At 69.4% G+C, this 13,217-nt stretch carries 15 protein-coding genes; 1 reads left to right on the forward strand and 14 read right to left on the reverse strand.

The window, feature by feature from the left end:
- Nucleotides 1–52: 52 nt before the first annotated feature.
- Nucleotides 53–2,473 (forward strand): two-component regulator propeller domain-containing protein, encoded by a 2,421-nt coding sequence (locus MNO14_RS01825; protein ID WP_241945114.1) that lies wholly within the window; start codon nucleotides 53–55, stop codon nucleotides 2,471–2,473.
- A gap of 6 nt (nucleotides 2,474–2,479) precedes the next feature.
- Here the strand turns inward: MNO14_RS01825 and MNO14_RS01830 are convergent, their stop codons facing one another.
- The 14 genes from MNO14_RS01830 to leuD form a co-directional block, all read right to left on the reverse strand.
- Nucleotides 2,480–3,622: an ATP-binding protein gene (locus MNO14_RS01830; RefSeq protein WP_241945115.1), complete on the reverse strand. Its 1,143-nt coding sequence runs from the start codon at nucleotides 3,620–3,622 to the stop codon at nucleotides 2,480–2,482.
- Between the two features lie 98 nt (nucleotides 3,623–3,720).
- Nucleotides 3,721–3,855, reverse strand: a complete 135-nt coding sequence (locus MNO14_RS01835) for a hypothetical protein (RefSeq protein ID WP_241945116.1) — start codon at nucleotides 3,853–3,855, stop codon at nucleotides 3,721–3,723.
- 209 nt (nucleotides 3,856–4,064) lie between these two features.
- Nucleotides 4,065–4,376: a putative quinol monooxygenase gene (locus tag MNO14_RS01840; RefSeq protein WP_241945117.1), complete on the reverse strand. Its 312-nt coding sequence runs from the start codon at nucleotides 4,374–4,376 to the stop codon at nucleotides 4,065–4,067.
- A gap of 33 nt (nucleotides 4,377–4,409) precedes the next feature.
- Nucleotides 4,410–4,613 (reverse strand): hypothetical protein, encoded by a 204-nt coding sequence (locus MNO14_RS01845; protein WP_241945118.1) that lies wholly within the window; start codon nucleotides 4,611–4,613, stop codon nucleotides 4,410–4,412.
- Nucleotides 4,597–4,911 (reverse strand): carboxymuconolactone decarboxylase family protein, encoded by a 315-nt coding sequence (locus MNO14_RS01850; RefSeq protein WP_241945119.1) that lies wholly within the window; start codon nucleotides 4,909–4,911, stop codon nucleotides 4,597–4,599. The genes MNO14_RS01845 and MNO14_RS01850 overlap by 17 nt, the downstream gene beginning before the upstream one ends.
- Before the next feature lie 17 nt (nucleotides 4,912–4,928).
- Nucleotides 4,929–5,408 (reverse strand): N-acetyltransferase, encoded by a 480-nt coding sequence (locus MNO14_RS01855; RefSeq protein WP_241945120.1) that lies wholly within the window; start codon nucleotides 5,406–5,408, stop codon nucleotides 4,929–4,931.
- 323 nt (nucleotides 5,409–5,731) lie between these two features.
- The gene (locus tag MNO14_RS01860; protein WP_241946385.1) at nucleotides 5,732–7,099 is read right to left on the reverse strand and encodes a hypothetical protein; all 1,368 of its coding nucleotides are present in this window, start codon (nucleotides 7,097–7,099) and stop codon (nucleotides 5,732–5,734) included.
- Between the two features lie 250 nt (nucleotides 7,100–7,349).
- Entirely contained in the window at nucleotides 7,350–7,562 is a 213-nt protein-coding gene (locus MNO14_RS01865; protein ID WP_241945121.1) for a hypothetical protein, read from the reverse strand.
- Between the two features lie 32 nt (nucleotides 7,563–7,594).
- The gene (locus tag MNO14_RS01870; protein WP_241946228.1) at nucleotides 7,595–7,951 is read right to left on the reverse strand and encodes a type II toxin-antitoxin system death-on-curing family toxin; all 357 of its coding nucleotides are present in this window, start codon (nucleotides 7,949–7,951) and stop codon (nucleotides 7,595–7,597) included.
- A 38-nt stretch (nucleotides 7,952–7,989) separates the two neighbouring features.
- Complete coding sequence (locus MNO14_RS01875) at nucleotides 7,990–8,208, reverse strand: AbrB/MazE/SpoVT family DNA-binding domain-containing protein (RefSeq protein WP_343226419.1); 219 nt, start codon at nucleotides 8,206–8,208, stop codon at nucleotides 7,990–7,992.
- 94 nt (nucleotides 8,209–8,302) lie between these two features.
- Nucleotides 8,303–10,141, reverse strand: coding sequence for a dihydroxy-acid dehydratase (gene ilvD / locus MNO14_RS01880; RefSeq protein ID WP_241945123.1), 1,839 nt, complete (start codon nucleotides 10,139–10,141; stop codon nucleotides 8,303–8,305).
- Nucleotides 10,142–10,202: 61 nt separating this feature from the next.
- Complete coding sequence (gdhA, locus tag MNO14_RS01885; protein WP_241945124.1) at nucleotides 10,203–11,552, reverse strand: NADP-specific glutamate dehydrogenase; 1,350 nt, start codon at nucleotides 11,550–11,552, stop codon at nucleotides 10,203–10,205.
- On the reverse strand, nucleotides 11,549–12,628 hold the full coding sequence (gene leuB / locus MNO14_RS01890) for a 3-isopropylmalate dehydrogenase (protein WP_241945125.1): 1,080 nt from the start codon (nucleotides 12,626–12,628) through the stop codon (nucleotides 11,549–11,551). The genes gdhA and leuB overlap by 4 nt, the downstream gene beginning before the upstream one ends.
- A complete protein-coding gene (gene leuD, locus MNO14_RS01895; RefSeq protein WP_241945126.1) occupies nucleotides 12,618–13,199 on the reverse strand; it encodes a 3-isopropylmalate dehydratase small subunit in 582 nt (193 codons plus the stop codon). The genes leuB and leuD overlap by 11 nt, the downstream gene beginning before the upstream one ends.
- Nucleotides 13,200–13,217 lie beyond the last annotated feature (18 nt).

The raw sequence follows: 13,217 nt of genomic DNA on the forward strand, positions 1-13,217 counted from the left end.
TCCGAAGTGTTCTTCCGGGGGATTGATCCTGCCTGCTGTCCACGTCCTGGCGATGCGATCGTCGCCGCCTGCCACGCGCCCATCCGGCGCCATCCTCCGTCTGCGGCACGTGCTGCAGCTGTGGATGCGCGTGTGGCTGGCCTGCGGACTGGCCGCCGCGGGACTGCCTGCATTCGCGATGGCCGGCCCGCTCGATCCGACCTACGGCAATGCATTGCGCCACTACGGCGATGCCGAGGGTCTGCCGCAGGTCAGCATCAACGCCATCGTGCAAAGTCGCGACGGGTTCCTGTGGTTGGGGACCTTCGGCGGGCTGGTGCGGTTCGACGGGCGCGACTTTCGCGTCTACAGCTCGGTCGACCACGTTCACGGTGGCGACCACGGCCTGGGCCCGGCGAGCAATCGCATTCTGTCGCTGCACGAGGACGGCCAGGGCCGGCTGTGGATCGGCACCCAGGACGCGGGCATCGGTCTGTTCGAGCGCGGCCGATTCCGGCATCTGCAGGTGTGCGAGGGGCGCTGCCAAGTTGATCGCCTGCTGCCTATCGACGACCGCACACTCTGGGCGCAGGGCGCGCAGGGGATCTACCGGATCGACATGCAATCGCTGCAGGCCGAACACTTTCTCGGCGCCCGGGCGCTGCTGGCGTCGGCGCATCTGCCGGGTGAGGGCAGCGTCTATGCCGGTGGCGACGACGGCCTGTGGCGGCTGGGCCCGCGCGGCGTCGAGTCCGTGCACCTGCCCGAAGGGCACACCGTGCGCCACCTGGCCGCCTCGCCAGGGCTGTTGTGGCTGGTCACCCACGACCGGATGCTGTATCGCCATCGGCCGGCGACGGGCGAGTGGACGCGTGTGCGCACCGCGCTGCCCCTCGACACCCGGCTGGGGACGGCGGGCGACGGCCGCATCTTTCTATCCGACGATGTCCACGGACTGCGCATGCTCGATGACGCGAGCCGGGAGCATCCCGTGCCGGGCGCCTCGACGCTGCATGCGGCGACCGTGCATCCCGACGGCTTTGGCAATACCTGGATCGGGACGCCGACGCACGGCCTGTGGCGGCTGCGGCCGCGCGATGTGGCGATGCTGCATGCGCCCGGATTCGGCGGCCGGGCGCCCGGCCGGGTGGTCGAGGACGATGGGCGCGGTGGTCTGTGGCTGGGCTTCGGTTGCGAAGGGTTGTGGTATCGGGCGCCCTCGGGCGAGGTCACACGCCTGCCGCTCGAGAACGCGATGCAGGATGCGTGCACCGCGAGTCTGTTCTACGACGCTGCGCACGCCACGCTGTGGATCGGCAGCTCGTCCGGCGGTCTGGGCCGGTTGCGCGACGGTCGTCTGGCGTTGGCCTGGCAGTGGCCCGGCGCCAAGATGCTGGGCATCTGGCGGTCGCGCGACGGCACCTGGTGGGCGGGGTCGTCGCAGGGCGTACGTCGGCTGGACATCGACGCGGACGGCACGGTGCGGGCGGCGCACGCGATTCAGGGGGTCGCCGACGTCAATGTCGCCCGCCTGGCCGATGCGCATGCCGGTGGCATCTGGGTGGTGGGCGATCGGGGCGTGTTCCGGGTGCGCGACGATGTCGTCGTCGAGCAGTGGACCGCGGCAGACGGCCTGCCGGCGTTCGCGCGCGCCGTGCACGACGGCGAAGACGGCCTGTGGGTCGGTACCTACGGCGGTGGGCTGGTGCACATCCACGAGGGTCGGATGCGGCGCTACACCACGGCTGACGGGCTGGCCGACGATACGGTGTCGTGCATCCTGAGCGATCGTCGCGGCCGGTTCTGGATGGCCGGCAATGCGGGATTGTCCGTGCTGCTCGTGCGTCCGATCGACGCGAGCGGTCCGCGCCTGCGCACGATCGGCGCGGCCGAGGGCCTCGATCCGGTGGAGTTCAACGGGGTCACGTTCTCCGCCTGCCACATCGATGCCCAGGGCAACAAGGCGTTCGCGATGATGCGCGGCTTCGGCTGGGTCGAGCCGGGCCGCCTGGATGTCGCCGCCCGCCGTCCGCCGACACCCTACGTCGACCGGGTCACGCTGTCTGGGCAGCCACTCGACCCATACGCGCTGCCGACGCTGGGCGTGGATGCCGCGAACCTGGAGATCGTGGTCGGCGTCATCGGTCTGGCTGATCCCGAGCGCACCCGCATGCGCTACCGCGTCGGCGATGGTGCGCAGTGGGTGGAGGCCGAGGCGGGGCGCAGCGTGCTGTTGCCCGATGTGCCCTGGGGCGAACTGCGGTTCGAGGCGCAGGCGCGCTACCTCGACGGCGGATGGTCGGCGCCGGTGACGCTGCGCTTCCTGCGTCCGATTCCTTGGTACCGCCGCGACTGGATCTGGCTGGCCGCGAGCCTGGCGGGCCTGTTGTGCCTGTTGTGGGCCACGCGTGAGCGGCGCGGGGACGAGGGCGACTACGATGCGCTTGTCGAGCGTGCCCGGGCCCGGCTCAGGGACGGGCGTACGATCGGCTGACGCCCACTACGCCGCCGCGGCGGCAGCGCCTGAGGGGCCGGCCTGAAGCGGTAGTTTCAGGACGAACCGGGCGCCGGCTCCTGGGGCACTGTCGCAGTCGATTGTGCCCCCGGCCTCGGTCACGATCCGGTGCACCATCGCCAGGCCGATGCCCGATCCGCGCTCGCGCGGCTTGGTGGTGAAGAAGGGTTCGAAGATCCGCGCCCGCGTCTGCGCCGACATACCGTGGCCGGTGTCCTCCAGTTGCAGGTGTACCTCGGTCGGCTCGAGCTCGGTCGTGAGTGTCATCCGGCCGCCGCCGGGCATCGCATCGACCGCGTTCTTGGCGAGATTGAGCACCGCCGCCTCGAACTCGGCGCGGTCCATGCGGACCCACGCCGCGCCATCGCATAGCGCGGTCTGGGCCTCGACGCTCTGGCCTGCGATCGACTGCAGCATCGGCTGTAGATCGTCGAGCACGCGATTCGCATCGAAGATTTCGTGCAGCGCCGCATCGTTGCGCACCAGCGTCAGCAGTTTCGAGGTCAAGGTCCGGCCCCGGCGCGCTGCGGCCTCGATCCGCTGCAGACAGTGCCTTGTTTCGTCGTCGAGCACGCGATGGTCGAGTCCGCGCTGCGCGAATCCCAGTATCACACCGAGCAGATTGTTGAAGTCGTGGGCGACGTTGCCGGCGAGCTTGCCCAAGGCATCAATACGCTGGGATTGCAGCAACTGTGCCTGCGAGGTTTCCTTGTCGCGGATCTCGAGCTCGAGGTGCCGACAGATCAGCGTCAACTCGCGGTTGCGTCGGGCCGCGATGTCGGACTTGAGGATCAACCGGTCTAGAATCAGCGCGACGATCGCATTGGCCAGCACCGGCTGCAGCAGGTACGAGGCGAACTCGCGCCATCCATGGACATGTGGCGTGAGGTGCTGCATGTCCGTCCGGGCGCCGAGCAGCAGGATCGCCAGGTAGGCGGTCGCCGCCGCCCACAATCCGCGACGTCCGAGCAGCAGACCGGCGAACAGCAGCGGCAGGATGCTGAGCATCACGCTGCCCGACTGCGCCGCCAGCCCATAGCGGGCATAGCTCAGGCCGAGCAGGACCAGACCGGCGGCGATGAGAACGGCGGCGACCGCACGTTGGACAGGGTGGCGACGGAGCGGCATGCCGGCATTATGCGGGCCATCGCGTCGACGACGCTTGCAGGCCGCCCGTCGGGCGCGCCCGGCCCGGAGCAGGTGAATGCGGGCCGCGCCCGCGAGTCTCAGACGTGCAGTCGGTAGCCGGCCGTCACCGTGCGGCCGCGACCGGCGTAGTAGCGCGCCGGCTCGACCAACGCGCTTTGCGAGGAGTCGCTGATGCATTGCCGGTCGAGCAAGTTGGCGATGCCCAGGCTCATGCTGCCGCGTGCCAGTCCGATGTCCAGCCGGGCGTCAAGCAGCGCGTAGCCGTCAAAGGTCTTGGCTCCTCGTGTCGCCAGCCGCCCTGCAATGTGAGCCTGGTCAGCAGCCGGTAGTCGGCCTGAACGAATGCGGCGAGGCTACGGAACGACGACTCGGGGAGGTACTGTGCGTGCGACGGCGCGCTTCCGTCTGCTGCCCTGTGTCGTCAGGCGGTTCTGCCCGCGGCTGCGAGCCCATAGCCGCCGAGCGGCGTCGTCTCGATGCGTTGGCCAAATCCGGTGATGTGCGGCCGCGCCTTCGCGATGGCGGCCTGGAGCGCCGGCAGTGCGAGCGATGCCTGATGATCGGCCTGGCTCGCCCAGACCTCGGTAACCCAGATGGCATCCCCATCGGACGGGTCTTCGGCCACAATGTAGCTCAGGCAACCGGGCATCGCCCGGGTGCCTTCCAATAGCGCCGACACCACGGGCGTGCGCTGGCCGGATGCCAGCGTCATCTTTCCGATCAAGCCGTACATACGGTGGGCTCCGGGGTGTCGCGGCGGCGCGTGTTAGGACGCACGGTCCGGTTTCGCCTGTGCTTCGGCACCGCGGTGACCGTTCGGTCGTGCCTCGATCTGCCGCTGGATGTCGGGCGGCGGCGGGCGACAGCCGCAGGCTGCCGCATGAGCGCGGTGCCAGGCGAGGCGCTGCTCGGCCGTTGCATGCTCAGGCATGCGGTGTTGCGCATGCCAGTCTTTATTGGTCTTGCTCATCAAAGGCCTCCAGCGCGGTGGGGACGGCGGCGATAACCACTGCGCCTGCGGCGGGCAGGCCGATCAGCACTGCACTCAGGACCTCCTGCCGGGAGGCGCCGTGCGATTTGGCCGACTGGACGTGGAACGCCACGCCAGAGGTGTTGCCGGTGGCGGCCAGCACCGCGAGATAGGCCAGGTCCGCAGTCTTGGCATCCAGCGCGCTGGCGGCGCCCAACGCATCGGCCGCCTGGCGCCAGGCCTTGGCGTGTTCCGGGGCTTGCTGCACGAACAACGCGAATGCGGGCGATACGTGCATCGGGGATCCTTCGGAACTCAATGGGCGGGATCGAACGATACTGCGGCCGACGCGGTCTGGCGCGGTGCTTGGGGATGCGTCCATTGCATCGCGTACTCGGCATGGCCGGTTGCGGCATCGACGGTGTGTCCCACGATCGAGAAACCCCGCGCGCGGTAGAACGCGATGCTGGGCGCATTCGATGCGTAGACCGACAGCACGAGACTCGTTCTGCGCCGCTGGGCATGCCGCATCAGCGCCGTGCCGATGCCGTGACCCTGTCGCTCCGGTGCGACAAACAGCGCCGCCAGCCGGTCCTCGACCAACGCGCAGAAGCCGGCGACCGTCGCCGCGTGCTCGAACACGTGGACCTCGGCGGCGGGAAGGTACTGGGTGCGCATGGCCTCGCGCTGGGCCTGCCAAACATCGGGCGGCACGAAGTCGTGGGCGCGGATGGACGCCCGCAGCCAGAGGTCGAGGACGGCGTCCATGTCGTCGTGTGCGAAGGTCCTGATCAATCGTGTGCGTCCGAGGGGCTTCGGTCGCAGCGGATGGACGTGGTCGGCCTTGCCGCGAGGCACGTCGGTCCAGGTGTGCGACCCCGTGGGCATTCTCGGCGTGCCCTCGGGGGCGGGTCAATGCGGTGGCGGCGCCAATCGCGCCGATGCCCGTGCGCAGCATGCCGCGACGCGCGGGTCGGGCATCGCGGTCCCCCGTCGCATGGTCGCGCCACCGCCGACGACGGCGCTGCCGATCAACGACGTGGCCGTCGCCGAGCGCGGGCAGGCCTTCCGGATCAGGCTGCCCGCGCTCCCGGCGACGGCCGCGATGCGACGATGGCTCAGTAGTAGCGCAGGAAGTCCGGCGCCGACTGCGGGCGGACCGGCACCGGCGCCACGATGTCCGGCGACGTGGACGTCGGCAACGACGGGCCATGCGAGAGCAGCGGCGCTGGCGTGCTCGGCGGCGTCGGCACCGGCGTCGACGGCGGCGTCGTGAGTGTGGTCGGCATCGGCGTCGACGGCGGCGTCGTGAGTGCGGTCGGCATCGGCGTCGACGGCGGCGTCGTGAGTGCGGTCGGCATCGGCGTCGACGGCGGCGTCGTGAGTGCGGTCGGCATCGGCGTCGACGGCGGCGTCGTGAGTGCGGTCGGCATCGGCGTCGACGGTGGCGTCGTGAGTGTGGTCGGCATCGGCGTCGACGGCGGCGACACGAACGGCGAGGGCAGCGGCGAGGCGACGGGCGTCGGGCTCGGGCTGCCCGGCGGCGTGGGGGTGGGCGTCGGCACCGGTTGGGCGTTCGGCGCGCCCTGCGACGGCGTAGGCGTGTTGCCCGCAGCCGGTGTGCGGAACGGCGCCGCCAACGGCGTCAGATTGGGCAAGACGCCGGTGGCGATGCCGTTCATGGCGTTGGCGGGACTGGAAAACAGGTTCGGATCGAGCATGGTGTTGGTGATATTGAGCCCGCCTGCGAAGGCCTGGGCAGCCGGGTGCGGGATCAGGCTGGCGGCCGCGCCGCCGAGAGTGAACATGGGACGCAGATAGTCGTCGCGGATCACGTCCCAGTTGTCGCGGTTGGTGCCGTCTGCCTTCACGTGCTTGTCGTTGGTGCTGTCGAGCGTGCCGTTGGCGCGCTCCAGGTGGCCGAGGCCGTACTTGTTGACGTCCTGCAGCATGCCGGCCTCAGTGCCGTGGCGCGCATGGCCGTCCTTGGTGAACCCTTCGATCTTGCCGTTGCCCATCACCTCCTCGGAGCGGGCGGTGCCGTCGGCCTGACCGAGGCTCTTGATATGGGTCAGGATCGCCGCGGCACGGAAGGCCTGATCGGGATCGTTGTGCATGTCGCCGCCGACCAGCTCATTGAGGTTGTCGCGCACCTTGCTCTGGTTGCCCAGGTTCGCGAGCACGGGATTGTCCTCGCGGATCTCGGCCGCGCTGCGCGTGTCACCCGGTGGACGCGCGGTCGATTCGTTCGGCGGCACCATGGTGTACATCGTCATGGTGCGGTCGGAGGTGACCGGGTTGCGCAACTGGGTGTAGTCGATCTGTCCCGGGGGCATGCCGCCGTAGGATTGCGGCTGGGCGTAAAGCGCCAACTCGGGTGGCATGCCGGTGGTCGGCATGCCAAGCGGGAACTGCACCGCTTGGTCATACGGATTGGCCAGACCGGCCGGAAGCGTGTTTGCGGAAGGATAGCCCTGTGCGTACATGACGGGTCCTCAGAGTCAGGGGGGGGCGACGCCTGACGGCGTCTCGGGGGCGACTCTAGGTCGGGTCCCGCGCGCTGCCTATCGGGGCGTGCCCCGACTTGTCCACGGGACAATCGCATGGTTTCATAGATCACTTTTGGCGCTCTTCCAGCGCTCTGCAGGCCTTTCGTGCGTGATCGCGGGGTCGATTCGGACCTGCTGCGCGAGGCGCGCATCCTGCGGTCGGTCGATCCGGCCGCGGCCGGTGGGCTCAATTTCCCAGCAGGCACCGGTCGCGCACCGCCCACTTGTCGGCGTTGGTCGCGAGCAGCGCGTAGGCCTTGAGCGCCGTGCTCACGTGTCGCGCGCGCTCGGCGAGGATTGCGGGCACGCCGCCGGCGCGGTGTGCGTCCTCGACGCGGTGGTTGGGCGAACTGCGCAGTTGGAGCGCTGGCGGGATCGCGTGGCGCGACTGCCAGGGCATGATATCCGCACTGGGCAGGAATGCCGAGCAACTCAGGCGTCGACAGGTCGCAAGCGCGCCCTGATCCATGCGGCGAGCGCGGTATCGTCGAGGTCGCCGGAGGCGACTTGCAACCAGATCTGGACGCAATCGGCGTCGCTCGCGTCTAGCCGGTGGCCGTGCAAATCGATGAAGGTTTCCGCTGCGACGAGGGACGTGCGGTTGTTGCCGTCGATGAAGGGATGCAGCCTGGCGATCCCATGCGCATAGGTGGCCGCGAGTGCGGCCAGGTCGGGAGGCGGCGCCCCATAGGCGAGGCACTGCTGCGGTTTGGCGAGCGCGGTGTCGAGGAAACCCGGATCGCGAAGGCCCACACCTCCACCATGTTCTGCGAGCTGATCCTCGTGCATGGCGATGATCAACGCTCGGCTCAACCAGAGCCAATCGCTCACTTCGCCAGTTCTCGCAGCGCCGCCCGACGACGTTTCATCACCTTGCGCGCGACCTCCATCTGCCGCTCGAACTCGGGGTCGTAGGGCGAGAGGCGATAGCCGTCGGGAGACTCGCTGAGGTAGACCGCATCGCCCGCCTCGAGATTGAGCCGGGAGAGGATGTCCTTCGGCAACACGACGCCGACCGAATTGCCAATCCGGGTGAGCTTGAGCATGGTCATGGCAACGTCCAGAAAGTTATTACGAACGTAATTACAAACTCGCCGGTGGCCTGGGTCGAGTGGGCATTCGAGGCAGGCGCACCGGCGTTCAGTCGCCCAGCAGCGCTAGATTGCGAACCGCGCCCTTGTCCGCGCTGGTCGCCAGCAGCGCGTACGCCTTGAGTGCGGCGGTGACCTTGCGGCGGCGTGGCTGGGCCGGCTTCCAGCCGAGGGCCTGTTGTGCGGTACGGCGCGCAGCGAGTTCCTCGGTGGCGACGCACAGATCGATGGCACGGCTGGGAATATCAATGCGGATGCGGTCGCCGTCGCGGACCAGGGCGATCGTGCCGCCGGCGGCGGCCTCGGGCGAGACGTGGCCGATCGACAGGCCGGAGGTGCCGCCGGAGAAACGACCGTCGGTCAGCAGTGCGCAGCGCTTGCCCAGGCCCTTGGATTTCAGGTAGCTGGTCGGATACAGCATCTCCTGCATGCCCGGGCCGCCTTTGGGCCCTTCGTAGCGGATCACCACCACGTCGCCGGGCTGCACCTCGTCGCCGAGGATGCCGGCGACCGCGGCGTCCTGGCTTTCGTACACGCGCGCCGGGCCCTCGAACACGTGGATCGCGGCATCGACACCGGCGGTCTTGACCACGCAGCCGTCGGCGGCAAGGTTGCCGGCGAGCACGGCCAGGCCGCCTTCCTGCGAGTACGCGTGCGCGAGGTCGCGGATGCAGCCCTGGGCGCGGTCGAGGTCGAGCGTGGGCCAGCGCGTGGCCTGGCTGAAAGCGGTCTGCGTGGGGATGCCGGCCGGGCCGGCGCGAAAGAACGTGTGCACTTTCTCGTCCTGCACAGTGGCGACATCCCACGCTGCGAGCGCATCGCCGAGCGTCCTGGCGTGCACGGTCGCGACCTCGGTGTGCAGCAGGCCGCCGCGCGCGAGTTCGGCCAGGATCGCCGGCACGCCACCGGCGCGGTGCACGTCCTCGACGTGGTAGTCGGGCGCGTTGGGCGCGACCTTGCATAGCTGCGGCACACGCCGCGAGAGCCGGTCGATGTCGGCCATCGTGAAATTGACGCCGGCTTCCTGGGCGGCGGCCAGCAGATGCAGGATGGTGTTGGTCGAGCCGCCCATCGCGATGTCGAGCGTCATCGCATTCTCGAACGCCTCGAACGTGGCGATGCCACGCGGCAGCGCGGTCGGGTCTTCACCGCCATACCAGCGGTGGCACAGCTCGACCGCGGTGCGCGCGGCTTGCAGAAACAACTGCTCGCGGTCGGCGTGGGTGGCCAACAGCGTGCCGTTGCCAGGCAGCGACAGGCCCAGCGCCTCGGTCAGGCAGTTCATCGAGTTGGCGGTGAACATGCCCGAGCACGAGCCGCAGGTCGGGCAGGCGCTGCGTTCGACCGCGGCGACCTGCTCGTCGCTGGCGGCGGGGTCGGCGGCCAGCACCATCGCGTCGACCAGGTCGAGCTTGTGATCGGCGAGCCTGGTCTTGCCCGCTTCCATCGGCCCGCCCGAGACGAACACCACCGGGATGTCCAGCCGCAATGCGGCCATCAGCATGCCTGGGGTGATCTTGTCGCAGTTAGAGATGCACACCAGCGCATCGGCGCAGTGTGCGTTGACCATGTACTCGACCGCGTCGGCGATCAGTTCACGGCTCGGCAGCGAGTAGAGCATGCCGTCGTGACCCATCGCGATGCCGTCGTCGACGGCGATGGTGTTGAACTCCTTGGCGACCCCGCCCACGCGCTCGACCTCGCGTGCGACCAGCTGGCCCATGTCCTTGAGATGCACATGGCCGGGCACGAACTGGGTGAACGAGTTGGCGATCGCGACGATCGGCTTGTGGAAGTCGCCGTCGGTCATGCCGGTCGCGCGCCATAGCGCGCGCGCGCCGGCCATGTTGCGACCAAAGGTGGAGGTGCGGGAGCGGTAATCGGGCATGGGAATGGCTGCAGTCGGCGGAGGCTGGCGGTGGCGGTGGCGGTGGCAGTGATGGTGCCGGTCAGATGACGCCCTGGGCGAGCATCGCATCGGCGATCTTGATGAAACCGGCAATGTTGGCCCCGGCAACGTAGTCGACGCGGCCGTCGGCGCGCTTGCCGTGGCGGACGCAGTGGCCGTGGATGTCCTTCATGATGGCGTGCAGGCGCTCGTCGACCTCGGCGTGGTGCCAGGCCAGGCGCAGTGCGTTCTGGCTCATCTCCAGGCCCGAAGTCGCGACCCCGCCGGCGTTGCTGGCCTTGCCCGGCGCGTACAGCGTGCCGGCGGCCTGGAAGGTGTCCACTGCTTCGAGCGTGCACGGCATGTTCGCGCCTTCGGCCACGCACACCACGCCGTTGTCGATCAGCCTGCGCGCATCGGCTTCGTCGAGTTCGTTCTGGGTGGCGCAGGGTAGGGCGATTTCGGCCGGAATGTGCCAGGGGCGCCGGCCTTCGAGGTAGTCGAAACGCGGGTCGTCGGCCAGTTCGGCCAGCCGGCCGCGGCGCTGGTTCTTCAGCGCCATCAGCGCCTCGACCGCCTCGCTGTCGAAACCTGCTTTCGCGTACAGCGTGCCGCCCGAGTCGGAGAAGGTCAGCACGCGTCCGCCGAGCTCGATGGCCTTGAGCGCGGCGTACTGGGCGACATTGCCGGCGCCCGAGACCAGCACGCGCGCCCCGTCGGTGTCGCGGCGTGCGTGGTGCAGCATCTGTTCGACGAAGTACACGGTGCCGTAACCGGTGGCCTCCGGGCGCATCAGGCTGCCGCCATAGCTCAGCCCCTTGCCGGTGAACACGCAGCCGGCGTGGTTGGCGAGCTTCTTGAGATAGCCGGCCATGAAGCCGATCTCGCGCGCGCCCACGCCGATGTCGCCAGCCGGCACGTCGGTGTCCGGGCCCAGGTGGCGATGGAGCTCGGCGATCAGCGCCTGGCAGAAGCGCATCACCTCGCCGTCGCTGCGCCCCTTGGGGTCGAAGTCCGAGCCGCCCTTGCCACCGCCCATCGGCAATGTGGTCAGCGCGTTCTTGAAGGTCTGCTCGAAGGCGAGGAACTTCAGGATCGACAGGTTCACGGACGGATGGAAGCGCATGCCGCCCTTGAACGGGCCGATCGCCGCGCTGTGCTGCACGCGCCAGGCGCGGTTGACCTGCACGCGGCCGCGATCGTCGACCCAGGGCACGCGGAACTGCACCACGCGCTCGGGTTCGACCAGGCGCTCGAGCAGCGCCTGGTCGCGGTAGTGCGGGTGGCGTTCCAGGAACGGCCACAGGCTGGCCATGACTTCGCGCACGGCCTGCAGATACTCGGGCTGGTGCGGATCGCGCGCCGCAACCGTCCGCAGGAACGCGTCGAGTTCGGCGTCGCCGCCGCTCATGCAGCCTGTTCGCTGGCCTGGGCCAACTGTTGCACGATCGCGTCGGTGGCCTCGCGTGTCGAGCGGGCCGCGTCGTGCGGCGCGAGGTCGGCGGTGAACACGCCGGCATCGAGCACCGCGTCCACTGCCTGCTCGATGCAGGCCGCTTCCTGTGACAGGCCCAGCGAGTAGCGCAGCAGCAGCGCGGCGCTGAGAATCGTGCCGACCGGGTTGGCGATGCCGCGGCCGGCGATGTCGGGCGCCGACCCGTGGATCGGCTCGTACATGCCGACGCAGCCCTCGCCCAGCGACGCCGACGGCAGCAGCCCGAGCGAGCCGGCGAGCATCGAGGCCTCGTCGGTTAGGATGTCGCCGAACATGTTCTCGGTCACGATCACGTCATAAGCGCGCGGCTTGGCCAGCAGGTGCATCGCCATCGAATCGACCAGCTGATGCTCGAGGGTGATGTCGGGGAACTCGTCGCGCACGACGCGCGTGGCGACCTCGCGCCACAGTCGCGAGGTCTCGAGCACGTTGGCCTTGTCGACCGAGGTCACGTGGCCGCGGCGCCCGCGGGCGAGCAGGCAGGCGCGGCGCACGACGCGCTCGACCTCCTCGACCGAGTACCGGCACAGGTCGGTCGCCTGTGTCTCGCTGCGGGTCTTGTCGCCGAAGTAGATGCCGCCGGTGAGCTCGCGCACGACCAGCAGGTCGACGCCGGCCAGCAGATGCGACTTGATCGGCGAAGCGCCCGCGGCCGCAGCATGCGGGCGCACCGGACGCAGGTTCGCGTACAGGCCGAGCGCTTTGCGGATCGCCAGCAGGCCCTGTTCCGGACGCACCGGGGCATCGGGCGCCGACCACTTGGGGCCGCCCACCGCGCCCAGCAGCACCGCATCGGCATCGCGCGCGGCGGCCAGCGTGGCATCGGGCAACGGCTGGCCGGTGGCGTCGATCGCGGCGCCGCCGATCAGGTACTCGTGCAACGTGAAGTGGTGGCCGAAGCGGTGCGCGACCGCCTGCAGGACTTCGACCGCGGCGGCGGTCACTTCCGGGCCGATGCCGTCGCCCGGCAGTACGACGATGTCAGCGTGCATGGTGGCGCTCCTCGTAGGATCGGATCTCGGCGCTGCGCGCCAGCAGGTAGCCCATCTCGTCGACGCCCTCGAGCAGGCAGGTGCGCGCGAACGCGTCGAGCGGGAAACGATGGACGGCGCCACCCGGCGTCCGCAGTTCGCAGGCGTCGATGTCGACGTTCAGCACGTCGTCGGGCCGCGACATCAGGTCCTGGACAACCGCTTCGGGCAGCACCACCGCCAGCAGGCCGTTCTTGAGCGCGTTGTTGCGGAAGATGTCGGCGATTTCGCTGCTCACGACCACGCGCAAGCCCAGGTCGCGCAGCGCCCACGGCGCGTGTTCGCGCGAGGAGCCGCAGCCGAAGTTGCGCCCGGCCAGCAGGATCTCGCGGCCGGCGTTGTGTGGCTGGTTGAACGCGAAGTCCGGATTGGGCGCGCCGTCCTCGCGCCAGCGCCAGTCGTTGAAGGCGTGCCGGCCCAGGCCCTGGCGCTCTGTGGTCGACAGAAAGCGCGCGGGAATGATCTGATCGGTGTCGATGTTGGTCTGGGCCAGCACGACGCTGGCCGACACGATCCGGGAACTGGCAGGCATCGGCGTTTCTTCAGGCAA

The organism is Luteimonas sp. S4-F44, from assembly GCF_022637415.1.
In the GTDB taxonomy this organism is placed as follows: domain Bacteria; phylum Pseudomonadota; class Gammaproteobacteria; order Xanthomonadales; family Xanthomonadaceae; genus Luteimonas.